This window comes from Dactylosporangium siamense (genome assembly GCF_016862795.1).
Taxonomy (GTDB): domain Bacteria; phylum Actinomycetota; class Actinomycetes; order Mycobacteriales; family Micromonosporaceae; genus Dactylosporangium; species Dactylosporangium siamense.
In genome coordinates this window covers 75,031-97,576 of record NZ_BONQ01000118.1, presented here as the reverse complement: position 1 = coordinate 97,576, position 22,546 = coordinate 75,031, and the positions used below count along the sequence as shown (strand labels likewise).

The window sequence follows — 22,546 nt, the reverse complement described above, 5'->3', positions numbered from 1 at the left end:
TGGCTGGAGTGGGGGCGGGGCCCGTTTTGAGCCCGGCGCATCAGCGATCCGCGTCGGTGTGGTGGTGATCGACGTCGCCTGCCGGGCCCGTCCAGCCAGACCCCGACTTCCGTCACCCGAAAGATCCGCCCTACGTTCTCATCCATCCCCGGCTTGCCGGGGTTCCGGCTGACAGAGCTCCCGACATTGCGGACCTGTGGACTCGCTTCGGTCGCCGCCGTTCGTCCTGTGGGCCGTGTATGCGGTCGTGATGCTGGCTCGCGGGCTGGGTCGAAGTTGTCCCGTGGCCGTCCGGATGGCCGGTCCGTGACTTCGGTCTGTGCGGGGTCTTGTCCGGCGGCTGGTGGTGCGACAAGCGGAAGGATTTCCGGTGCCAGGTGCCCGGGGATCCTTCCGGTTGTGGGGAATCCGGCAACGACCCCGCGCGCCCGGCGTGCGGCCGGCGCGCCCGGCGTGCGACACGGCGCTGCCGGGGTCCGGATCGGCCTCTTCGCCCGTATGCTCCGCGCCAGGGGGCTTCCTGGTGATCGAAGTCGCGGACCGGCTGTCCGCACAGCCCATGCATGACTTCGATTGCGCCGGCCGGATCGCCGGATCGCCCGAAGCGGCGGCGGATGCGGTGGGTCGTCGGTGACCCAAGGCGCCATCGGGCCGCTCGTACACCACGACAGCGGGCACGACCCTTCTTGGGGCTACATTGGCGATGCGCGTCGGTGGATCAAGTTGAGCATTGAGCGGGTAGAGACCGGTGAGCTTGCATTACGAGTGGACGCTTTCGCTGCGTCTTCGGCCGGACGTGCCCGCCTCGTTCCTGGATGAGGTCCGCTTCCACCTCGGTCTCGCTGAACAGGTGCCGAAAGATCCTGAGCTGGAGATTGACTGGCCTTGCCTGGTCACGGAGCCGGACGATGCTCTGCCGGGCGGCGGTGTCCGGTCGTTGATCGCTCAGCAGCCGTTCTCGAACCGGCCGGGCTCGTTCGGGTTGTTCGTGCGGACATTCGTTCTCGACGATGCCATGTACGAGCTGATAACGGTGGTGCCGGCCTGGTTGGCGCGGTGGTCGCTGACGCAGGGGTGGATCGGTCAGGCGCGCGAGGAGTTGTCGCTGCACCCTTGGCTGAACTTCTACGTGCAGGATGGTCATGCATACGCCGCCGAGCCGGGCGGCAGCGTAGAGCCGCTGGACGGCACCGCGCCGCCTTTCACGCTCCGCCAGACCTCCGACAGCGCATAGCTCGGCAGCGTTCTGACCTGCCTTCGATCACGCCCGCAGGATCACCCACCGGGCCGCGGGGCGTTGCGGGGGCGGGCGAAAACTCGACAACCCGAACGATCTGCGGGCGTTGGGCCCGGGGATCGTTCGGGTTGTCGGTAGCGTCGGGCTACGGCAGTCGGCTGCCCCACAGGAGGCTGAGGCCGCCGGCGAGGAGGGCCATGAGGAAGCCGGCGCCCAGGTACCACTGGGTGATCTCGCGGGGCTTGGTCTTGTAGCCGATGGAGCTGCCCATGTCGGTGTAGACGCGCTTGAGCTCTTCCTTGCTGGCCGCCTCGTAGAAGTAGCCCTTGGTGGTCTCGGCGACCTTCTGCAGCGACGCCCGGTCGACCGGCACCCGCTGCGGCGTGTTGCCGATGCGCACCACGCCCTCGTCGGTGCCGAACGCGATCGTCGACACCGGGACGTTCGCGGCGGAGGCGGCGGCGGAGGCGTCCTCCAGGGAGCGGCCGGCGGTGCGGAAACCGTCGGAGAGCAGGACGATGCGGGCCGGTGGCGGGCCGTCGGCGCCGTCGGCGGGGACGGTGCGGATCGCGTCGAGGCTGGTGAAGACGGCCTCGCCGGTGGCGGTCGACTCCTGCAGGGTGAGGCCGTCGATCGCCTGGAGGACCGAGTTGCGTTCCTTCGTCGGCGAGACCAGGACGCTGGCGGTCTTCGCGAAGGAGACCAGGCCGACGTTGAACGAGGCCGGCAGTTGCCTGACGAAGTCGTTGGCGGCGGACTTGGCCGCGTCGATGCGGGTCGGCTGCACGTCGGTCGCCTGCATCGACAGTGACACGTCGATGGCGAGCATGATGGTGGCCCGCTCGAGGGGTTCCTTCGTGTCGACCGACGGCCGGGCCATGCCGAAGCTGAGGATGAGCAGGCTCAGCAGGAAGGCGGCGGCGCCGACGTGGCGGCGCACGCCGATGCCCTTGGGCACCAGGCTGCTGAGCAGGTCCACGTTGGTGAACTTCACGGCGAAGGCGCGACGGTGCAGTTGCCGCCAGACGTACACGCCGATGACGGCGAAGACGGGCAGCAGTGACAGCAGCCACCACGGTGAGAGCAAACGAATCATCGGGTCGTCCCCCTCGTCCGGGCGTGTCGCTGGGCGGCGACGAACCGGACGATGTCGAGCAGCCAGTCGGAGTCGGTGCGCAGTCTCAGGTGCGCGGCGTTGGCACCGCGCAGTGCCGAGGCTATCTCGGCGCGCTGGGCGGCGGCGGCGTGTGCGTACCGATGCCGCAGTTTCGGATCGGCGGTCTGCACCTCGTGCATCCGCCCGGTCTCGGGGTCGACGAGGGCGATCACGCCGACGTTGGGCAGTTCGAGCTCGCGCGGGTCCACGATCTCCACGGCGAGCAGGTCGTGGCGGACGCCGAGTTTGCGCAGCGGGCGGGCCCACTGGGCGACCGGCGTCATGAAGTCGGAGATGACGACCGCCATGCCACGCCGCCGGGGCGGCCGGTTGAGCATGTCGACCAGGGCGCCGAGGTCGGCGCGGCCGGGCTGGGCCGACGTCAGGGCGATCGCCCGGAGCAGCCCCTGGGCGTCCTTGCGGCCGGGGCGGGCCGGCAGCCGGTGCATGTCGCCGGCGGTGCCGACCACGGCGCCGATCCGGTTGCCGCCGCGGACGGTCAGGTGGGACACGGCCGCGGCCGCGGCGATCGCCAGGTCGCGCTTGAGATACCGGGCGGTGCCGAAGTCGAGGCTCGCGGACAGGTCGACGGCGAGCCAGGTCTCCAGCTCCCGGTCCGCGACGGTCTGCCGGACGTGCGGCAGCGTCGTGCGGGCCGTGACGGGCCAGTCCATGCGGCGCACGTCATCGCCCGGTCGGTACTCCCGCGACTCCCCCGCCTCCGTGCCCGGGCCGGGCAGCAGGCCCAGGTAGTCACCCTGGAGCAGGCCGTCGAGCTTGCGGGTGACGAGCAGCTGCATGCGGTTGAGCACGACCTCGGCGCGGGCATCCTCCGTGGCCATGGATCAGCGGCCCGGCCAGGTGGTGATCGTGGTCGGCGGGGGGCCCGACGGGGCGCCGGCGACGGCCTGCTGGCGCGGCGCGACGGTCGGCGGCGGCACCGCGGCGAGGACCCGCTTGACGATCTCGTCGGCCGGGATGTCGTCGGCGAGCGCGTCGTACGACAGCACCAGCCGGTGGCGCAGGATGTCGGGCGCGATGTCCTGCACGTCCTGCGGCAGCGCGTAGTCACGGCCGCGCAGCAGCGCCAGGGCCCGCGACGCACGGACGATGCCGAGCGAGGCGCGGGGGCTCGCACCGTACTGGATGAGCTGCGCGACGTCGGCGAGCCCGTGGTCGGCCGGCGCCCGGGTCGCCACCACGAGGCGCACCGCGTAGTCGACGAGCGCGTTGTGCACGAAGACGTCGTCGGCCTTGTCCTGCAACGCCATCAGCTCGGTCGGGCTGAGCACGGCGACCGGTTCCGGGGTCTTCACGCTCACCCGGTAGACGATCTCGCGCTCCTCGCTGTCGGTGGGGTACCCCACCTGGATCTTCATGAGGAAGCGGTCGCGCTGCGCCTCGGGCAGGGGGTAGACGCCCTCCTGCTCGATCGGGTTCTGGGTGGCCATGACCAGGAACGGGCGCGGGACCTTGTGGGTCTCGCCGCCGATCGACACCTGCTGCTCGGCCATGATCTCCAGCAGCGCCGACTGCACCTTGGCGGGCGCGCGGTTGATCTCGTCGGCGAGCAGGAAGTTGACGAACACCGGGCCGAGCTCGACGTCGAACTTCTCGCTGGACTGCCGGTAGATCCGGGTGCCGACGATGTCGGCGGGCACCAGGTCGGGCGTGAACTGGATGCGGGAGAACGTGCCGCCGACGACCCGCGCCAGGGTCTCCACGGCGAGGGTCTTCGCCACGCCGGGCACGCCCTCGAGGAGCACGTGGCCACGCGACAGCAGCGACACGAACATGCGCTCGATCATGCGGTCCTGGCCGACGATGACCCGTTTGACCTCGAACAGGGCGCGCTCCAGCACGGTCGCGTCCTGAGCGGGTGTCGAGACCTGCCCGCCTGGCGGCGAGACGGGGTTGCTCGGCTGGGTCACCGGTCCTCCAAGCATGCTGACAATCAGAGCACTCCAACCTTCGCACGCCGAGCCAACCGAACGCGATCCGACGTCACTGGGAAGCTTCTGGGAGTCCCAGTCGAGACCGATTTTGACCGATTTTTCGGAAATCCGGCTAGTGATTGTGCGGGTTTTTCGGATCGGACACCTCGGGTGACTGGACATCACCCGTACCCGCGTGGGTACGATTCACCCCGTCGCCGGGCGGCTTCCCCCGTGGCCGCCCGGCGCTCATCCTCTTCTCCTCCGCTGGCACACTGGCCGCGTGGAACCCCTCATCTGCTCCGCCAAGGGCTGCCGTGCCCCGGCGACGTGGCAGCTGCGCTGGAACAACCCGAAGCTGCACACCCCCGACCGGCGCAAGATCTGGCTCGCCTGCGACACGCACCGCGTCACGCTCGGCGACTTCCTGACCGCACGCGGTTTTCTGCGCGACACGATCCCCGTCGCCCCGGATACGCTCGAGGAGTGACCGCACCGCCCGACACCGTCTCGTGGCGGTCGATCTCGCCCCGCTACTTCTGGCTGCGCCTCACCGTCCTGGCCGCCTGGACCCTGGTGTTCGCGGTCGCGGCGGCCGTCGCGGCCCTCCTGGTCAGCGCATGGTTTCTGTTGATCACGTTTGCGGTGTTGGTACTGGGAAGCCTCCGCGCCGTGTTCATGCGCCGATCGGTCCGCGCCTGGGGCTACGCCGAGCGGGCCGAGGACCTCCTCGTGCGCCACGGGCTGCTCGTGCGCCGGCTGTCGATCGTGCCGTACGCCCGGATGCAGTTCGTCGACGTCACCGCCGGCCCCCTCGAACGTGCCGCCGGCCTCGCCACCGTGACCCTGCACACCGCCGCGGCGGCCAGCGACGCCTCCGTCCCCGGACTCGAAGCGGCCGAGGCGACCCGCCTGCGGGACCGGCTCGCCACCCTCGGCGAGATCCGCGAAGAGGGCCTGTGAGGCAACGACTCCACCCGCTGACCCCGCTGCTGAAGGGGGCCAAACTGGTGGCGTTCGCCGTCGTCGCCATCTCCTGGCGCGGCCTGAGCGACCTGGGCCCGCTGCACTGGCTCGCCGTGATGGGCGCCATCCTCGTCGTCGCGGTCCTCGTCTCCGCCGTCGTCTGGCTCGTCACCGGCTACGAGGTCGTGGGCCGGGAGCTGCGGGTGTACGAGGGGCTGATCTCACGGCGCACCCGGACGATCCCGCTCGAACGGGTCCAGGCCATCGACGTCGTGCGCCCCCTGCTCGCCCGCGTCTTCGGCCTCGCCGAGCTGCGCCTGGAGGTGATCGGCGCCAGCAAGACCGAGGCCCCCCTGGCCTACCTCACGGTCGCCGGCGCGGCCACCCTCCGGTCCCGCCTCATCGGCCTGTCCACCGGCGTGCCGCACGCCGCCGCCGACGACACCGCGGTCGCCTTCTCGGTCGACAACCGCCGACTGCTGCGCGCCCAGCTGCTCACCCCGCAGGCCCTGGCCGTCCCCGTCGGCCTCGTCTTCGTCACCTGGCAGGCCACCCTCGACCCGACCTGGACCCTGATCGGCGCCGCCAGCACCATCACCGCGTTCCTCGGCGTCTTCCAGGTCCCCGTCCGCCGCGTCCTGGACGAGTGGGGCTTCACCATCGGCACCGACATCACCGCCCTGCGGGTCCGCCAGGGCCTGCTCAACAAGCGCAACCAGACCGTCCCACCCCGCCGCGTCCAGGGCCTCAGGGTGACCTGGCCGCTGCTGTGGCGCTCCCCCGGCTGGGCCCGCGCCCGCATCGACGTCGCCGGCTACGCGGGCCACGGCGAGGAGCAGCTACGCGCCGGCACCCTCGTCCCCGTCGCCCCGACCGCCGAAACCCTCACCGTCGCGGCAACGGTCCTCGGCGCCGCCGTCCACGCCACCGTCACCGCACCCCCGCTCGACGCCGCCGCCCTGCCCGTCACCGCCCCACCCCGCCGCGCCCGCTGGCTCGCCCCCCTGGCCTGGTCCCGCATCGGCGTCGCCGTCACCGACACGCTCGTCGCCGTCCGCGAGGGCGTCCTGACCCGCGAGCTCGTGGCGGTGCCCCTGGTCCGCGTGCAGAGCGTCCGGGTCACCCAGGGCCCGCTGCAACGCGCCCTCGACCTGGCCACGGTCCACGTGGACACGGCCGGCGGCCTGCACGCGGTCGCCCGGCACCGCGCCACCACCGACGCGTACGCCCTGGCCGACCTCCTCGCCTCCCGCTCCCGCTCCGCCCGCCGCGCCGCCACCCACCCCAAGGTCTCCCTGGCCAAACCTTCCACGCCCCGCCCAGCCACCATCCCGGCCACCACCCCCGCCGACCAACTCCCACCACCGGCCCCACTCCCGCCGGCCAGTTCACCGCCGGCCGGCCCAACAACCGCTCCGGCCGCAGTTCCGCCACCCGCCCGACCGCCCGCCGGCCCACCGGCTGGTCCGGGGGAGGTTCCGCCGCTACCCGATCGGTCGCCGGCCGGCCCCCCGACAGGTCCGGCCGCAGCACCAACGCCGCCTGACCGGCGACCTGCCGACCCACCACCTGGTCCGGCCGCAGCACCACCCGCCGCCTGACCGGCGACCTGCCGACCCATCACCCGATCCGGCCGCCATGCGCCCGCCGCCCGTCCGGCGACCCACCACCTGGTCCGACCGCAGCACCACCCGCCACCTGACCGGCGACCCACCACGTGGCGGGGCCGCCAGCACCACTGCCAGCTGACCGGCAGCTCGCCGATCCACCACCCGGTCCGGTCCGCCACGCTCCAGCCGCCTGCCGTTCCGCCACTAACGGGACGGCCACCAGCCGGCCCGACGGGCGATCCGACCGCCGCGCTCCAGCCGCCCGCAGCTCAGCCACCCGCAGTCCAGCCGTCCGCAGCCCAGCCGCCCGCAGTCCAGCCGCCCCATCACGGACGGCAACCCGCCGCGCCCCGACCACCCCCGCCATGACCCCGACCACGCCCGGCGGTCCGGTCACCCAGCCGCGTTCACACCACCTCGTCGGCCCCGGCCCGTCGGACCTCCCTCCGAGTTGATCTCACCTGTGATCGAGGCCGCCGCACGGCCACCCGGACAACCAGCCAGCGTTGGGCGGCGCGACAACCGGAAGGATCCCCGGGGTCAGAGGCCCGAGGATCCTTCCGGTCGTGGGAATCCGGCAACGACGCCGCCCGATCCCGGCGCTGCCGATGTCCGGATCGGCCTCGTTGCCCGCGGGTGCTGCGTCGCGCGTGGATCGCCGCGGTGAGCGGTCAGGCCGGGGCGTGGGCGAGGCGGGGCAGCACCTCGCCGATCGGGTCGCGGATGACCAGGTCGGCGGCGTCGTCGTACGGGGTCTCGGCGGCGTTGACGATGACGACCAGCGCGCCGGCCTTGCGGGCCACGTCGACCAGCCCGGCCGCCGGGTGCACGGTCAGGGACGTGCCGACGGCCAGGAACACGTCGCAGCCCATCGCGGCCGAGGCGGCCGCTTCGAGGGTTGGCAGGTGCATCGCCTGGCCGAAGGAGATCGTCGCGGACTTCAGCAGGCCGCCGCAGGTCAGGCAGGCGGGGTCGGGGTCGCCGGCGGTGACCCGGGCCAGGGTGTCGGGCATCGGTCGGCGCTCACCGCAGCCGAGGCATTCGGTCTCCGACAGGGTGCCGTGCAGTTCGATGACGTTCGTGGAGCCGGCGCGCTGGTGCAGGCCGTCGATGTTCTGGGTGATGACGGCGGTGAGTTTGCCGTCGCGCTCCAGGTCGGCGAGGGCCTGGTGCGCGGGGTTGGGCACGGCGGTCCAGGCGGGGTTGTGCAGCCGCTCCTGCCAGGCGCGGCGGCGGACCTGCGGGTCGGCGACGTAGTGGTCGATCGAGGAGAGTTTCATCGCCTCGGGGTCGCGGGTCCAGACGCCGTCCGGGCCGCGGAAGTCGGGGATGCCGGAGTCCGTGGAGATGCCGGCGCCGGTGAGGGCGACGACGTCGCCGGCGTCGATCCAGGCGGCAAGGCCGCGGATACCGGTGGGCTCACGCATGCGCCGACTGTAGCGGCGGGGTTTTCGCGTCGAAACTCATTACTGTGGGGGCTATGGGCTTCTCTGTGGACGCGGCACCCTGGGTCGGTGCGGTCGCCCGGGTCGAGTTGACCGTCACCGACGCCGACACGGCGCAGTCGCTGGGGTCGGGTGACGTGCCGGTGCTCGGCACGCCGAAGGTCGTGGCGCTCGCGGAGGCGGCGACGGTCGGCGCGCTCGTGCGGCGGCTGCCGCCGGGGTGGACGACGGTCGGGACCCGGGTCGAGCTGGAGCACCGGGCGGCGACCCCGATCGGGGGGCGGGTCACCGTCGAGGCGCGGCTGGCGAAGGCCGACGGGCGGAAACTGGTGTTCGAGATCGTCGCCCGCGACGGCAGCCAGGTGATCGCGGACGGCCGGGTCGAACGGGTGCTGGTGGACCGCCACAGGTTCCTGGAGAAGGCATTGGAGCAGGGCTAGGCGGGGATCGCGGCGACGTCGCGGTCGAAGTTGCGGTGCACCGCCAGGGCGGCCAGGAGACCAGCGGCCGGGGCGTCGCCGAGGATGAGCGCCGGGTCCTCGGCGTCGAGGCGGATGTGGGCGCGGAGCAGGACGTCCTCGCCGGTGCCGGCGGCCGTGACCGGCTTGCCGTGCTTGTAGGCCTCGGCGGCGAACTGGACGGCCTGACCGTCAGCGGCCAGGGAGAGGGCACCGTCAGGGACGACGACGGCGTCGTACACCACGGAAGCGACGGTGTTCATGGCCCTGGTGACCTCCATCGGCAGGCCGTCGTCGGTGTCGACCGTGCCGTCGACGGGGCCGAGCAGCTCGACGGTGACACCGTGCTGGGTGAGGTCCTCGCTGAGGCCGGCGACCCAGCGGGCGGAGACGCCGTCGCCCATGAGGATCGCGACCTTGCGGGTGGTGACGGGGCCGGGTGCCGTGGGTGCCTGGCTGAGCGCGGCCGAGGCGCGGCCGTGGTTGTCGACCGACTTGACCGGCTCCTCGACGCCGATGCCGGCGGCGACCGCCACCGCGAGGTCGTGGTCGACGCGGTTGAGGTGTTCGACCATCCGCACCCGGATCGCCATGGTGGTGACCTTGCCGAGTTCGAAGCGGTACGCGGCCACGATGTGCTCGCGCTCCCACGCCGACATGCTGTTCCAGAACAGGGTCGCCTGGCTGTAGTGGTCGGCGAAGGTCACGCTGCGCTTGCGTTCCTTCGGGCCGTCGACCAGCTCCGGGTGGTGCGTGAAGCCGGCACCGTCGTCCTGCGTGCCCAGGGAGTTGGGTGAGTAGTTGGCCCGGCCGACGGGCACCCGCTGCTGGTGGAAGCCGTCCTGCTGGTGGTTGCGGACGGGCACCCGCGGGCGGTTGATCGGCAGCTGCGCGAAGTTGGGGCCGCCGAGGCGGGTGAGCTGGGTGTCGAGGTACGAGAACAGCCGCGCCTGCAACAGCGGGTCGTCGGTGAAGTCGATGCCGGGCACGACGTTGCCGACGCTGAACGCGACCTGCTCGGTCTCGGCGAAGAAGTTGTCCGGGTTGCGGTTGAGCGTGAGCCGGCCGACGGGTGTGACCGGCACGAGCTCCTCGGGGATGAGTTTCGTGGCGTCCAGCAGGTCGATGTCGTCGAACGCGAACGCCTGCTCCGAGGGGATGAACTGCACGCCGAGCTCCCAGGAGGGGAAGTTGCCCGCCTCGATCGCCTCCCACAGGTCGCGGCGGTTGAAGTCGGGGTCCTTGCCGGAGATCTTCTGCGCCTCGTCGAAGACCAGGGAGTGGGTGCCGAGCGCCGGGGTCCAGTGGAACTTCACGAAGGTGCTGCGGCCGTGGCCGTTGACCAGGCGGAAGGTGTGCACGCCGAAGCCCTGCATCATGCGGTACGAGCGGGGCAGGGCCCGATCGGACATCAGCCAGATGAGGTGGTGCATCGTCTCGGGCTGCAGCGTGACGAAGTCCCAGAACGTGTCGTGGGCGGACGCGGCCTGCGGCATCTCGTGGTGCGGCTCGGGTTTGAGGGCGTGCACCAGGTCGGGGAACTTGATGCCGTCCTGGATGAAGAAGACCGGCATGTTGTTGCCGACGAGGTCGAAGTTGCCCTGCCGGGTGTAGAACTTCGTGGCGAACCCGCGCACGTCCCGTGGGGTGTCAGTGGAGCCGCGCGAGCCCTGCACGGTGGAGAACCGCACGAAGACCGGCGTCTCGGCGTCCGGGTCGGTGAGGAAGTCCGCGGTCGTGAACTCGTCCAGCGGCTCGTAGATCTTGAAGACGCCGTGGGCGCCCGCGCCGCGGGCGTGCACGACCCGCTCCGGGATGCGCTCGTGGTCGAAGCGCATGAGCTTCTCGCGGAGGTGGAAGTCCTCCAGGAGGCTCGGGCCGCGGGCTCCGGCGCGCAGCGAGTTGTCGGTGTCGGCGACGGGGATGCCCTGGTCGGTGGTGAGCGCAGCCTCGTTGAACGCCCGGTGGTCCGATGTGGCGGTCATACCTGGAGGGCTACCGCGCTTCGCGGCTTTTACACACGTTCCGCCCCATGTTCCGTCCGAAGAGGTGGCACATACGTCTTGCACATACGTCTCACACGGGTGTACCGTTCACCGCATGACAACCACGCTGATCGTTTCCGCCGCCGCCGCGCTCCTCCTCGCCGCTCCCTTCGCCGTCCGGGCGGTGCTCAAGCGCAAGGCCGCCGCCCGGGCCAGGATCACCACCCCGAACGGCATCGTCGAAGGCCGCTACGTGCGCATCGGCGGCGTCGAGCAGTGGCTGCAGATCCGCGGCGAGGACCGGGACAACCCGGTGCTGCTGGTCGTGCACGGCGGCCCCGGCTCGCCGTACTCGGTGTTCACCGCGGCGCTGCGGGAGTGGGAGCGGCACTTCACCGTCGTGCACTGGGACCGCCGCGGCTGCGGCCGGACCCTGCGCCGCAACGGCGCGCCGGGCGCCGGGGAGCTGACGTTCGAGCGCATGGTCGCCGACGGCATCGAGGTCGCCGAGCACGTCCGCGCCCACCTCGGCAAGGACCGGGTGATCCTGATGGCGGGCTCGATGGGCACGATCATCGGCCTGCCGATGGCGCGGCAGCGCCCCGACCTGTTCAGCGCCTACGTCGGCACCGACTTCTACGTCGACATGGTCGGCAACGAGCGGCAGGGCCGCGCCGACACCCTGGACCGCCTGCGCGCGGCCGGCAACCAGCGTGGCGTGGCGACCCTGGAGGCCCTGGACGCGGACCCCCGCACCTGGGACGTCAAGGCGTGGGGCCGCCGCATGCAGTGGTCGATGGGCACCGACCCGGCCAACCCGAACGGCGGCCTGAAGACCCTCTTCTCGCTGCTGCTGACCAAGCCCGACTACTCACTGCTCGACGTGCTCGCCTGGTTGCGGGGGTTCGCCGCGGTGCGGGACGCCATGTTCACCCAGTTCATGCGCTTCGACGCCCGGGCCGAGGGCACCCGGCTGGAGATCCCGTTCCACCTGGTCCAGGGCGCGCAGGACGTGGTCACGCTGACCGGCCCGGCGGTGGAGTTCTTCGCCGAGGTCGACGCCCCGGCGAAGTCCCTGGTGCTCATCGACGGCGCGTCACACTTCGCCGCCTTCACCCACCCGGCCGAGTTCCTGGCCGCCCTGCGCACCGTGCCGGTCGCTGAACCGGTCGCTGAACCGGTCGCTTAAGAGGTCCAGAACGTGTCGTGGGTCAGCATGAACTCGTCGCGTTCGAGCGGGGACAGGGAAGACAGGTTCGGCAGGCCCTCGAAGTACGCCTCGCGGGGCGCGCCGGGCGAGAAGTGCAGGAGCATCGAGGCGGGTTCGCCGGACTCGTTGCGGAAGGCGTGGACACCGCCCTCGGGGACATGGACAAAGTCCCCGGGGGCGGTGTCGATCCAGCGCTTGCCGTCGTAGATGCGCACCGAACCGGACAGGATGTAGAACGACTCGGAGATCGAGCGGTGGTAGTGCGGGTCGGGGCCGCTCGGCTGGGGGCCCATCTCCCAGCGGTACAGGCCGAACAGCCCGTGCGTCGACGCGCCGGTGGCGAGGTAGTGCACGGTGTTGCCGTTCGCGTAGGTCAGCTCCGGTGGCGCGGCCGCGGGGCGGTAGCCGGCGGAGATCTCGCCGGCGGGTCCAAGGTAGTACGGCTGAGGATATGACATTCCCGCACAATACGGCGCTTGAGCGCTCCTGGCGGCCCGGCAGGTAGGCTCTTTACCTCGTGACGACCATCGAGCGCACCCGCAAGCCCATCCGGACATATCATCCGCGCCGGGGGCGGCTCAGTGGTCGGCACTTCGACGCGCTGGAGCGTCTCACCACCACGCACGGATTCACCCCGGGTGACCGGGTCGACGTGCTGGAGATCGGGTCCGGTATGGGTGAGGCGACCCTGGAGATGGCCGCCGCGGACCCGGCACGGCGGTATCTCGCGGTCGAGATCCACACGCCCGGCGTCGCGAACCTCCTGGCCAACATCGAGCAGCGCGGGCTGACGAACCTGAATGTGGTGAGCGTGGACGCCCTCGACCTGTGCCGCGAGCACATCCCCGACGCGTCCCTCGAGGCGGTGCACGTGTTCTTCCCCGATCCGTGGCCGAAGGCCCGGCATCACAAGCGGCGGCTCATCCAGCCGGACAACGCCAGGCTCCTGAGCGCGAAGCTGCGCGCCGGCGGGCTGCTGCACTGCGCGACTGACGACCTCGGCTACGCCGAATGGATGCTGGAGACGCTCACGAACGAGCCGTCGCTGCGCAACCGGTTCGAGGGCTACGCGCCCCGGCCGCAGAGCCGGCCGGTCACGAAGTTCGAGCAGCGGGCCCTCGCCGCCGGGCGCACGCCCGCCGACCTGATGTTCGTGAAGTCATGAGCGCCGGGCTTGCCGGGCGGGTGCCCCGGGGAGGCGACCCGGACGCCGTCTTCGACGCGTTCGCGGGCTGGGCCAAGGAACAGGGCCTGGAGCTGTACCCGCACCAGGAAGAGTCGCTCATGGAGATCGTTTCCGGGGCGAACCTCATCCTCAGCACCCCCACCGGCTCCGGCAAGAGCCTCGTCGCCGCCGGCGCGCACTTCGCCGCCCTGGCCACGGACCGCACCACGTTCTACACCGCCCCGATCAAGGCCCTGGTCTCGGAGAAGTTCTTCGCCCTGGTCGCCATGTTCGGCGCGGAGAACGTCGGCATGCTGACCGGCGACGCGTCCGTGAACGCCGACGCGCCGATCATCTGCTGCACCGCGGAGATCCTCGCCAACATCGCGCTGCGCGACGGCACCACGGCCGACGTCGGGCTCGTGGTCATGGACGAGTTCCACTTCTACGCCGAGCCGGACCGGGGCTGGGCGTGGCAGGTGCCGCTGATCGAGCTGCCGCAGGCGCAGTTCGTGCTCATGTCGGCGACCCTCGGCGACGTCACCCGGTTCGTCGACGACCTGTCGGGACGCACCGGCCGGCCGACCGCCGTGGTGAAGAACGCCGAGCGGCCCGTGCCGCTGATGTTCAACTACTCCACCGACCCGCTGCACGAGACGATCGAGGAGCTGCTGAGCACCAAGCAGGCACCGGTCTACATCGTGCACTTCACGCAGGCCTCGGCCCTGGAACGGGCGCAGGCGTTGATGAGCATCAACGTGTCGACCCGCGCCGAGAAGGACATGATCGCCGAGGCGATCGGCCGGTTCCGGTTCACCGCCGGGTTCGGCAAGACGCTGTCGCGGCTGGTCCGCCACGGCATCGGCGTCCACCACGCCGGCATGCTCCCCAAGTACCGCCGCCTCGTGGAGACACTCGCGCAGGCCGGGCTGCTCAAGGTCATCTGTGGCACCGACACGCTGGGCGTCGGCATCAACGTGCCCATCCGCACCGTGCTGTTCACCGCGCTGTCCAAGTACGACGGGCAGAAGACGCGGCTGCTCTACGCGCGGGAGTTCCACCAGATCGCCGGGCGGGCCGGCCGGGCCGGCTTCGACACGATCGGCACCGTCGTGGTGCAGGCGCCGGACCACGTCATCGACAACGAGCGCGCCCTGGCGAAGGCCGGCGACGACCCGAAGAAACGCCGCAAGGTGGTGCGCAAGAAGCCGCCGGAAGGGTCGATCGGGTGGGGGCGGCCCACGTTCGACCGGCTCGTCGACGCGGAACCGGAGCCGCTGCGCTCCAGCTTCCACGTCTCCCACGCGATGCTGCTCAACGTGATCAGCCGGCCCGGCGACGCGTTCGCGGCGATGCGGCACCTGCTCACCCAGAACCACGAGGACGTGCACTCGCAGCGCCGGCTCATCCGCCGCGCCATCGCCATCTACCGGGCGTTGCTCGCCGGTGGGGTCGTCGAGCAGCTCCCCGAGCCCGACGAGGAGGGCCGGCGGGTCCGGCTCACCGTCGACCTGCAGATGGACTTCGCGCTCAACCAGCCGCTGTCACCGTTCGCCCTCGCCGCGATCGAACTGCTCGACCGGGAGGCACCCGCGTACGCGCTCGACGTGCTGTCCGTCATCGAGTCGACGCTGGACGACCCGCGGCAGATCCTGTCCGCGCAGCAGTTCAAGGCGCGCGGTGAGGCCGTCGCCGCGATGAAGTCCGAAGGCATCGAATACGAGCAGCGCCTCGAGCTGCTCGACTCCGTCACCCACCCGAAGCCGCTGCTGGAGCTGCTCGACGCCGCGTACAACCTCTACAAGCAGGGCCACCCGTGGGTCGCCGACTACCAGGTGAGCCCGAAGTCCGTGGTCCGCGACATGTACGAGCGGGCGATGACGTTCGTCGAGTACGTCGGGTTCTACAGCCTGTCCCGCTCCGAGGGCCTGGTGCTGCGATACCTGGCGGACGCGTTCAAGGCGCTGCGCCAGACGGTCCCCGAGGACGCCCGCACCGAGGAGCTCACCGACATCATCGAGTGGCTCGGCGAGCTCGTCCGGCAGGTCGACTCGAGCCTCATCGACGAGTGGGAGCGGCTGCGCAACCCCGGCGCCGAGGACGAGAAGACCGTGCTCGACGACCGCCCGCCGGCCGTGACCCGCAACCTGCGCGCCTTCCGGGTCCTGGTCCGCAACGCGCTGTTCCGCCGGGTGGAGCTGGCCGCGCTGCGCCGCTTCGACGAGCTCGGCGATCTCGACGGCGAGCACGGGTTCAGCGCCGACGACTGGCAGGACGCGATCGAGGACTACTTCGACGAGTACGACTCGCTCGGCGTCGGCCCGGACGCCAGGGGCCCGGCCCTGCTCGTCATCGAGCAGAAGCCGGACCGGTGGTTCGTCCGCCAGATCTTCGACGACCCGGCCGGGGACCGCGACTGGGGCATCACCGCCGAGGTCGACCTGGCCGAGTCGGACGCGACGGGCTTCGCCGCGATCCGCGTCACCGCCGTGGGGCCGATGTCCGAGGAGTAGGCGTTTCAGCGTTCAGCGGCCGGGCTGGGCCCGGCCGCTTCCGGCGGGGCTCAGCCCGGCAGGCGGGGGCCGGCCTCGCGCTGGGCGGCGAGCCATGACTCGACGGCGTCCGGGGAGCGGGGCAGCGCCTCGGACATGACCACGGCACCGGTCGGGGTGACCAGGACGTCGTCCTCGATCCGGACGCCGACGCCGTGCAGCTCGGCCGGCACCAGTTCGTCCTCCGGCTGGAAGTACAGGCCCGGCTCGACGGTCAGCACATAGCCGGCCGCCAGGACACCTTCGCGGTAGCGCTCCTTGCGGGCGGTGGCGCAGTCGTGGACGTCGAGGCCGAGCATGTGACCGAAGCCGTGCAGGGTCCAGCGGCGGTAGAAGATGCACGCGGGGTCCATCGCCTCGTCCACGCTGACCGGGAGGATGCCCAGGTCGGACAGGCCCTCGGCGAGGACCCGCATGCACGCCTGGTGCACGTCGTCGAACCTGGTGCCGGCCCGGATGACGTCGATGCCCGCCTGCTGCGAGCGGAAGACCAGGTCGTAGATCTGGCGCTGCAACGGGGTGAACGTGCCGGACACGGGGACGGTGCGGGTGACGTCGGCGGTGTACAGGTTGCGGTTCTCCACGCCCATGTCCATGAGCAGCAGGTCGCCGGGGCGGGTCCGGCCGTCGTTGCGGGTCCAGTGCAGGATCGCGGCGTGGGCGCCGTTGCCGACGATGGAGCCGTAACCGACGGTGTTGCCGTCGTGGCGGGCCCGCAGGTTGAACACGCCGTCGATGAGACGTTCGCTGACCGGGCGGTCGGCGGGCAGGATCCGGGCGACGTCCTCGAAGCCGCGGGTCGTCGCGTCGATCGCGTCCTGCAGCTGCTCGACCTCCCAGGCGTCCTTCACGAGACGGAGCTCACCCAGCACCGCCGCGAAATCGGCGTCACGAGCGGGATCGGCGGACCGCACGGCCGCGTCGACCGCCGGGTCGAAGCCCCGCAGCACCCTCGTCCGGCCGGGCGCGGCGTCGTCGAGCGCGGCCGCGAGCCCGTCCAGGTGCGCGGTCTGCAGCTGCAGCTCGGTGGCCAGCTCACCGAGCGTGTGCCGGCGGCCGACCCACAGCTCACCGTGGTTACGGTCGCGGAAGAACTCGTCGGTGTCGCGGGGCGAACGCGGCCGCTGGTAGAGCGTGGCGTCGTGGCCGCCGTCGGTGGGGCGCAGCACCAGCACGCCGTCGGGGTCGTGCCCGCCGGTGAGCCACACGTGCTCCGTGCCCGGGCGGAACGGGTGGTGCGTGTCGTTGGAGCGGACCTTCTCCACGCCGGTCGGGATGATCAACGTCTCACCCGGGAAGGCCGCCGACAGCTCGCCGCGGCGCTTGGCATGATCAGGAGCCTCGGGGCGGGGCGAGACGTCCAGGGCAGCGTCGCGCCAGCCGGTGCGCATGAACTCGATGAACCGGTCCGGAAAGTCCGGATCGTGCGACTGGCCACCCGTGCTCTCGTCCATCTCCGCCTGTCCTATCGCTGCGAATTCGTGCTCCTCCTGCGACGGTACCGCGTGCGAGACTTTCTCTGCCGAAACGGAGGGGACGGATGGCTGGGCTGCTCACCTTCGTCAGCGCTCGTGGGCGCGCGGCGGCGCACCGCGACGCGATCACCGACGCGCTCGAGCTGCTGCGGCACCGCGGACCCGACGACGCGGGCGTGGTCGTCACCGACGACGTGGTGTTCGGCGCCGACCGGCTCGCCGTGAAGGACGTCACCGGCGGCCGGCAACCCGTGTCGTTCCCGCCGATGGGGGTCACCCGCGGGCGGTACCTCATCGTGTTCGACGGCGCGATCTACAACGCCGACGCGCTGCGCGCCGAGCTGATCGAGGACCGCGGCGCCGACTTCGCCACCGAGTCGGAGGCCGAGGTCATCCTCGCCGCGTATCACCACTGGGGGCCCAGCGCGGTCAGCCGGCTGCGGGGCATGTTCGCGTTCGTGATCTGGGACGGCTCGGCACGCCGCGCGTTCGGCGCCCGCGACCCGTATGGGATCAAGCCGCTCTACCAGCTGACCACCGACGACGGGGTGTATCTGGCGTCGGAGCGCAAGGCGCTGCTGCCGTTCGTCGCCGAGACCCGCCGGGGCGAGGTCGACCCGGCCAACCTCCAGCACTACCTGACGATGCAGTACGTGCCGGAGCCGACCACCATGCACCCCGACATCCGGCGGCTGGGCGCGGGCGAGTCGTTCGTGTACACCCCCGGCGGCCCCCTCGCCAACCGCCGCTACAGCCAGCTGGACCTGCGCCCCACCCCGACCGGCGACGAGGACGGCCTGATCCGCCGGATCACCGAGAGCCTCCGCGACAGCGTCCACGCGCACCTCACCGCCGACGTGCCGGTCGGGGCGTTCCTGTCCAGCGGCCTGGACTCGACCGCGATCGTGGCGCTCGCCGCCGAGGTGCGGCCCCAGTTGAAGACCTTCTCCGTGGGGTACGACATCGCGCAGTTCTCCGAGCTCGAGGTCGCCGCGCAGTCCGCCCGGGCGCTCGGGGTCCCGAACACGGCGACCGTCGTGACCCCCGCGGACCTGATGCGGGCGCTGCCGCGGATCGTGTGGCACCTCGACGACCCGGTCGCCGACCCAGCGCTCGTCCCCCTGTTCCTGCTCGCCGAGCGGGCCGCCCGCGACGTGCCGGTCGTCCTCGGCGGCGACGGCGCCGACGAGCTGTTCGGCGGCTACCCGATCTACCGGGAGCCGCTGTCCCTCGCCGGGGTCAGCCACCTGCCCGACACCATGCAACGGGGCCTGCGGGCGGTGTCGCGGGTCATCCCGCAGGGCGTGAAGGGCAAGAGCTTCCTGGAGCGGGGCACCACCCCGATCGAGGAGCGGTACTACGGCAACGCCCGGGTCTTCACCGAGGAGGAGAAGGCGGAGCTGCTGCGGCACTACACCGCCGACATCCGGCACACCGACGTCACCGCGCCGGTCTTCAAGGAGGCCCGGGCGCTCGACGACGTCACCACGATGCAGTACATCGACCTGTACACCTGGCTGCGCGGCGACATCCTCGTCCAGGCCGACCGCATGACCATGGCGCACGGGCTGCAGCTGCGCACGCCGTTCCTGGACCGGGCCGTGTTCGAGGTGGCCTCGACGCTGCCGAGCGACCTGAAGGTGCCGCCGCGCTCGCAGGACACGAAGGTCGCGCTGCGCCGGGCCCTCGCCGGCATCGTGCCGTCGCCCATCACGGCGCAGAAGAAGCTCGGCTTCCCGGTGCCGATCCGGCCGTGGCTGCGCACCGAGATGCACGACTGGGCGCACGGCGTCCTCGACTCCTCCGGCGCCGGGGACCTGATCGACCTCGACGTCGTGCGGGGCCTGCTCAGGGCGCACCGCAAGAAGGAAGCCGACCACTCCCGCAAGATCTGGACGGTCCTGGTCTTCTGCGTGTGGCACGCCGTCTTCGTCACCGGCACGCTCAAACCCGTGATCCCTGAACCGGTGCGGCTCGGATCTCCGCTTGGGTTAGATCCCTGGTGATCTTCCCGGCTTCAGGCACCGGGGGTCGCGGCGGCGCCTAGCGTCGGCAGGCGATGCTGCTCAAGTTCAGGCTCCAGAACTACCGCTCCGTCCGTGACATCCAGGAGCTGACACTGCTCTCCGGGCCGGACGGCGGCTTCCGTGTGCCCGTCGGCGGCGGGGTGCTGCGGGTGTCCCCGCTGTGCGGGGTGTTCGGTCCCACCGCCGCCGGGAAGTCGACGGTGCTGCGGGCCGTGTCCACGCTGCGGGCGCTCACCACGTCCGGCAGCGACGTCCACGACGCCACGCAACGCTTCGAGCCCTTCCAGCTCGACCCGGCCGCGCGGCTGCTGCCGACCCGGTTCGAGGTCGAGTTCCTCCTCGACGGCGTCCGGTACGTCTACGGCTGTGCCTACAAGCGCGACGAGATCGCCGGGGAGTGGCTGCACGCCACCGACCGCGACCGGCGCAGGGTCTGGTACGAGCGGGACCGCACCGGGTTCCGCTGCCTGCCGGAAAGCCGCCTGGAGCACCTCGCCGCCGCCTGCGAACCTCACACGACGCTGCTGTCCCTCGGCGCCGACATCGAACACCAGTGGCTGGCGCCGGTCGCCGCCTGGCTGCGCGGCATCCGCACGGTCCGGCTGTCCCCCGGCACCAGGCTCGCCAGCGGCCTGGCACACCTCGCCGACCGGTGGAACGAGCAGCTGACCCTGCTGGTCAGCCGCGCCGACCTGGGCGTGGTCGGGGTCGAACGGGACCTGCTGCGGCTGGTGCACACCGGCCGGTCCGGTCCCGTTGCGCTCGGCGACTGGGCCGAGTCGGACGGCACCGTCGCCTGGCTGGACCTCCTCGCGGCGCTGCTGCCCATGCTGGAGCGCGGCGGGGTGCTCCTGGTCGACGACCTCGACGCCGCCGTGCACCCCGACCTGGCCGCGGAGACGCTGCGGCTCCTGCGCGACCGCGACCTCAACCCGGCCAGGGCGCAGCTGCTGTTCAGCGCCCGGACCCCGTTCGGCCCCGGCACCGACGGCCTGCCGGTCCTCGACCCGGAGCAGATCTGGTACGCGGCGAAGGACACCGACGGCGCGACCGTCCTCGGCCGTGACCCGGCGTCGAGCCAGCTGGGCCCCGGTGACCTCGCCCGCGAACTGTGGCTGGCGCGTCAGCCGAAATGATGTACTGGCGCGATGACGGGACACGCGGTGGTCATCGGTGAGGCGCTGGTCGATCTGCTGGAGTCCGCTTCGGCGTCGGGCATCGTCTATCACCCCGCGATCGGCGGGGCGCCGCTGAACGTCGCGGTCGGTGTCGCCCGCCTCGGCGCGCCGAGCGAGTTCGCCGGTTCCCTCGGCGACGACCCGTGGGCGGGCCGGATCCTGGACTTCCTGACCACGGCCGGCGTCGGCACCCGCGGCGTGGTGAGCGTGCCCGGGGTCGCGACCACCCTCGCGGTGACGACGTTCCGCGGGATCGAGCCGACGTTCCGCTTCTACGGCGAGCCGCCGTCCTACGGCCTGCTGGACGCCGGCGACCTCGACACCGACGTGGTCCACTCCGCCGGGCTGCTGTACTGCGGGTCGATGTGCCTGCTCAGCCCGCCCGTCCTCGCCGCCGCCCGCAAGGCGTGGTCGACCCCCGGCCCGGTGAAGGTCTTCGACCCCAACGTGCGTCCCGTCGTCGGCGTCGACCCGGACGTGGTCGCCGAGTTCGCCGCCACCGCCGACCTCGTCAAGCTCAGCGCCGCCGACGCGGCCGCGCTGTGGGGCGAATCCCCCGAGCGGGCCGCCGCGCGGCTGCTCGCGCTGGGCGCGGGCGCGGTCGTGGTGACCACCGGCGCCGAAGGTGCGCTCGTCGCGCACGCCGCCGCCACGGTACGGGTGCCCGCCCCCACCGTCGCCGCGATCGACGCCACCGGCGCGGGCGACGCCACCATGGCCGGCCTGTCCTGGGGCATCCTCACCCACGGCCGGCCCGGCGACCTGGCCGGCTGGGAGACGCTGACCCGGGTCGCGGTGCACGTCGCGGGCCTGGTCTGCGAGTCCCGCGGCGGCGCGACGTCGATGCCGACGCTTGCGGGCCTGCGCGCCCGCTTCCCCGCACTCGACGTGTGACGCCGCCCCTCGGCCTGTGACCCGCGGCCCGGCCTGTGACCCGCGGCCCGGCCTGTGACCCGCGGCCCGGCCTGTGACCCGCGGCCCGGCCTGTGACCCGCGGCCCGATCTGTGACCCGCGCGGCCTGCAGCGTGTAGGTGCCGCCGCCGAGCTCCTCGGCCTTGTCCAGGGCGGCCAGCCCGCGGCGCGGCCCGATCTGTGACCCGCGGCGTGCCGCACGCCCGCTTACCGGGACTCGCAGACCAGGCCCGCGACGTGCTTGGCGCGCCGCTTTCGGCGTGCCGCGCGCGCACGTTGCGGCGTCTTTGTCACCCGGCTTCGAACCAGCCCGCAGCCGTTGATCGAGGGCTTGCCGGATCCGCTCCCGTGGCGGCGTTCCGTCTAATCCACGCTACCCCAGCCATCCAAATCCCGGCCGACACGCCGAACGGGCCCATCACCCTCCGTGACTCATGTCGGTGGATGGGCGGTTCGTACACTTACTGGTGTGACGCCGGAGCAGCTCGGTCGATATGTGCGTGGCAGCAGGATCGCGGCCGCGGTCATCGCTGTGGTGCTCGTCGGGCTGCGGGTGGGCTACGAGTTCGGGGTGACCGAGGCGAGCACGCCGGTGTGGCTGGCGGTCACGCTGCTGCTGGCGCCGATCGTACTGCTCAGCGCGGCGTTCATCGGGTTCGGGATCGCGCTGCGGCCGGTGATGCAGCCGCCGCCGTCGGCGCTGCGGGTGCGCGGCGACGCGTTCGTGGTGCCCGGCTCGCCGGTCTGGCTCGGCCGGGCGACGATGGCGTGGGCGCTGCTGGGCACGCTGTTCCTGGAGAGCGACCCGTCGACGCCGCTCGGGTTGCGGGTGACGTTGAACGTGATCGCGGTGCTGCTGATCGCGCTCGCCGCGGTGCCGCTGCTGCGCGGGCCGCGGATCATCGTGAGCCCCGACGGCCTCACGATCCGGGCCGGTGGTAGGCGCCGGGTGAAGTGGGACGACCTGGTCCAGGTGCCGCAGCGGCCGCTGCCGCTGCGGGTGCGCAGCCCGAAGCTGGCGCTGAGCATCCGCCGGCCCGGCCGGATGGAGCCCGGCTGGCTGCTGATCCCCCTGGAGATGCTGGCCGTCGAGCCGGTCTTCCTCGGCTCCGTCGTCGAGCACTACGTGGAGCACCCCGACCGGCGCGCCGCGATCGGCACGGAGGCGGAGTACGCGAGGCTCACCGGTACCTCACAACCCGGCGTCACTTGAGGCGCCTGGTCGTTGGGTAAGA

General features: G+C 71.8%; 19 protein-coding genes. 12 read left to right on the top strand and 7 right to left on the bottom strand.

From position 1 onward, the window contains the following. Nucleotides 1-748 precede the first annotated feature (748 nt). Nucleotides 749-1,234, top strand: coding sequence for a hypothetical protein (locus Dsi01nite_RS37595; protein ID WP_203851134.1), 486 nt, complete (start codon nucleotides 749-751; stop codon nucleotides 1,232-1,234). Between the two features lie 148 nt (nucleotides 1,235-1,382). Here the strand turns inward: Dsi01nite_RS37595 and Dsi01nite_RS37590 are convergent, their stop codons facing one another. Genes Dsi01nite_RS37590 through Dsi01nite_RS37580 form a run of 3 tightly spaced genes read right to left on the bottom strand, consistent with a single transcriptional unit; the run spans nucleotide 1,383 to nucleotide 4,324 of the window. Then, a complete protein-coding gene (locus tag Dsi01nite_RS37590; protein WP_203851133.1) occupies nucleotides 1,383-2,333 on the bottom strand; it encodes a VWA domain-containing protein in 951 nt (316 codons plus the stop codon). Further along, nucleotides 2,330-3,235, bottom strand: coding sequence for a DUF58 domain-containing protein (locus Dsi01nite_RS37585; RefSeq protein WP_203851132.1), 906 nt, complete (start codon nucleotides 3,233-3,235; stop codon nucleotides 2,330-2,332). Before Dsi01nite_RS37585 ends, Dsi01nite_RS37590 begins: the two co-directional genes overlap by 4 nt. Nucleotides 3,236-3,238: 3 nt before the next feature. After that, the gene (locus tag Dsi01nite_RS37580; protein ID WP_239136451.1) at nucleotides 3,239-4,324 is read right to left on the bottom strand and encodes an AAA family ATPase; all 1,086 of its coding nucleotides are present in this window, start codon (nucleotides 4,322-4,324) and stop codon (nucleotides 3,239-3,241) included. A gap of 286 nt (nucleotides 4,325-4,610) precedes the next feature. Between Dsi01nite_RS37580 and Dsi01nite_RS37575 the strand changes: the two genes are divergently transcribed. From Dsi01nite_RS37575 to Dsi01nite_RS58475, 3 genes are read left to right on the top strand one after another with little or no spacing between them, the layout of a single operon-like run. Beyond that, nucleotides 4,611-4,817 carry an acetone carboxylase gene (locus tag Dsi01nite_RS37575; RefSeq protein WP_203851130.1) on the top strand — a complete coding sequence of 69 codons (207 nt, stop codon included), beginning with the start codon at nucleotides 4,611-4,613 and terminating at the stop codon, nucleotides 4,815-4,817. Then, on the top strand, nucleotides 4,814-5,290 hold the full coding sequence (locus Dsi01nite_RS37570) for a PH domain-containing protein (protein WP_203851129.1): 477 nt from the start codon (nucleotides 4,814-4,816) through the stop codon (nucleotides 5,288-5,290). Before Dsi01nite_RS37575 ends, Dsi01nite_RS37570 begins: the two co-directional genes overlap by 4 nt. Further along, complete coding sequence (locus tag Dsi01nite_RS58475; protein ID WP_275423446.1) at nucleotides 5,287-6,894, top strand: PH domain-containing protein; 1,608 nt, start codon at nucleotides 5,287-5,289, stop codon at nucleotides 6,892-6,894. Before Dsi01nite_RS37570 ends, Dsi01nite_RS58475 begins: the two co-directional genes overlap by 4 nt. Before the next feature lie 680 nt (nucleotides 6,895-7,574). On the opposite strand, the gene Dsi01nite_RS37560 is transcribed toward Dsi01nite_RS58475, so the two are convergent. After that, nucleotides 7,575-8,330: an SIR2 family NAD-dependent protein deacylase gene (locus tag Dsi01nite_RS37560; RefSeq protein ID WP_203851128.1), complete on the bottom strand. Its 756-nt coding sequence runs from the start codon at nucleotides 8,328-8,330 to the stop codon at nucleotides 7,575-7,577. Between the two features lie 53 nt (nucleotides 8,331-8,383). Here Dsi01nite_RS37560 and Dsi01nite_RS37555 point away from each other — a divergent pair, with 53 nt between their 5' ends. After that, the gene (locus Dsi01nite_RS37555) at nucleotides 8,384-8,788 is read left to right on the top strand and encodes a thioesterase family protein (protein ID WP_203851127.1); all 405 of its coding nucleotides are present in this window, start codon (nucleotides 8,384-8,386) and stop codon (nucleotides 8,786-8,788) included. On the opposite strand, the gene Dsi01nite_RS37550 is transcribed toward Dsi01nite_RS37555, so the two are convergent. Continuing rightward, nucleotides 8,785-10,791 (bottom strand): catalase, encoded by a 2,007-nt coding sequence (locus Dsi01nite_RS37550; RefSeq protein WP_203851126.1) that lies wholly within the window; start codon nucleotides 10,789-10,791, stop codon nucleotides 8,785-8,787. The two genes, Dsi01nite_RS37555 and Dsi01nite_RS37550, sit on opposite strands and share 4 nt — an antisense overlap. Nucleotides 10,792-10,906: 115 nt before the next feature. Between Dsi01nite_RS37550 and Dsi01nite_RS37545 the strand changes: the two genes are divergently transcribed. Then, nucleotides 10,907-11,980: an alpha/beta fold hydrolase gene (locus tag Dsi01nite_RS37545; protein WP_203851125.1), complete on the top strand. Its 1,074-nt coding sequence runs from the start codon at nucleotides 10,907-10,909 to the stop codon at nucleotides 11,978-11,980. Here Dsi01nite_RS37545 and Dsi01nite_RS37540 read toward each other — a convergent pair. After that, nucleotides 11,977-12,459, bottom strand: a complete 483-nt coding sequence (locus tag Dsi01nite_RS37540) for a cupin domain-containing protein (RefSeq protein WP_203851124.1) — start codon at nucleotides 12,457-12,459, stop codon at nucleotides 11,977-11,979. The two genes, Dsi01nite_RS37545 and Dsi01nite_RS37540, sit on opposite strands and share 4 nt — an antisense overlap. A gap of 59 nt (nucleotides 12,460-12,518) precedes the next feature. Here Dsi01nite_RS37540 and trmB point away from each other — a divergent pair, with 59 nt between their 5' ends. Beyond that, nucleotides 12,519-13,166: a tRNA (guanosine(46)-N7)-methyltransferase TrmB gene (gene trmB / locus Dsi01nite_RS37535; protein WP_239136450.1), complete on the top strand. Its 648-nt coding sequence runs from the start codon at nucleotides 12,519-12,521 to the stop codon at nucleotides 13,164-13,166. After that, nucleotides 13,163-15,679: a DEAD/DEAH box helicase gene (locus Dsi01nite_RS37530; protein WP_203851123.1), complete on the top strand. Its 2,517-nt coding sequence runs from the start codon at nucleotides 13,163-13,165 to the stop codon at nucleotides 15,677-15,679. The genes trmB and Dsi01nite_RS37530 overlap by 4 nt, the downstream gene beginning before the upstream one ends. 50 nt (nucleotides 15,680-15,729) lie before the next feature. On the opposite strand, the gene Dsi01nite_RS37525 is transcribed toward Dsi01nite_RS37530, so the two are convergent. Next, the gene (locus Dsi01nite_RS37525; RefSeq protein ID WP_203851122.1) at nucleotides 15,730-17,172 is read right to left on the bottom strand and encodes an aminopeptidase P family protein; all 1,443 of its coding nucleotides are present in this window, start codon (nucleotides 17,170-17,172) and stop codon (nucleotides 15,730-15,732) included. Nucleotides 17,173-17,258: 86 nt separating this feature from the next. Here Dsi01nite_RS37525 and asnB point away from each other — a divergent pair, with 86 nt between their 5' ends. From asnB to Dsi01nite_RS37505, 4 genes are all read left to right on the top strand, one after another. Continuing rightward, entirely contained in the window at nucleotides 17,259-19,199 is a 1,941-nt protein-coding gene (gene asnB / locus Dsi01nite_RS37520; RefSeq protein ID WP_203851121.1) for an asparagine synthase (glutamine-hydrolyzing), read from the top strand. Nucleotides 19,200-19,252: 53 nt separating this feature from the next. Further along, nucleotides 19,253-20,356 carry an AAA family ATPase gene (locus tag Dsi01nite_RS37515; RefSeq protein WP_203851120.1) on the top strand — a complete coding sequence of 368 codons (1,104 nt, stop codon included), beginning with the start codon at nucleotides 19,253-19,255 and terminating at the stop codon, nucleotides 20,354-20,356. Nucleotides 20,357-20,368: 12 nt separating this feature from the next. Then, nucleotides 20,369-21,292, top strand: a complete 924-nt coding sequence (locus Dsi01nite_RS37510) for a PfkB family carbohydrate kinase (RefSeq protein WP_203851119.1) — start codon at nucleotides 20,369-20,371, stop codon at nucleotides 21,290-21,292. 488 nt (nucleotides 21,293-21,780) lie between these two features. Next, on the top strand, nucleotides 21,781-22,524 hold the full coding sequence (locus Dsi01nite_RS37505; RefSeq protein ID WP_203851118.1) for a hypothetical protein: 744 nt from the start codon (nucleotides 21,781-21,783) through the stop codon (nucleotides 22,522-22,524). Nucleotides 22,525-22,546: the final 22 nt, after the last annotated feature.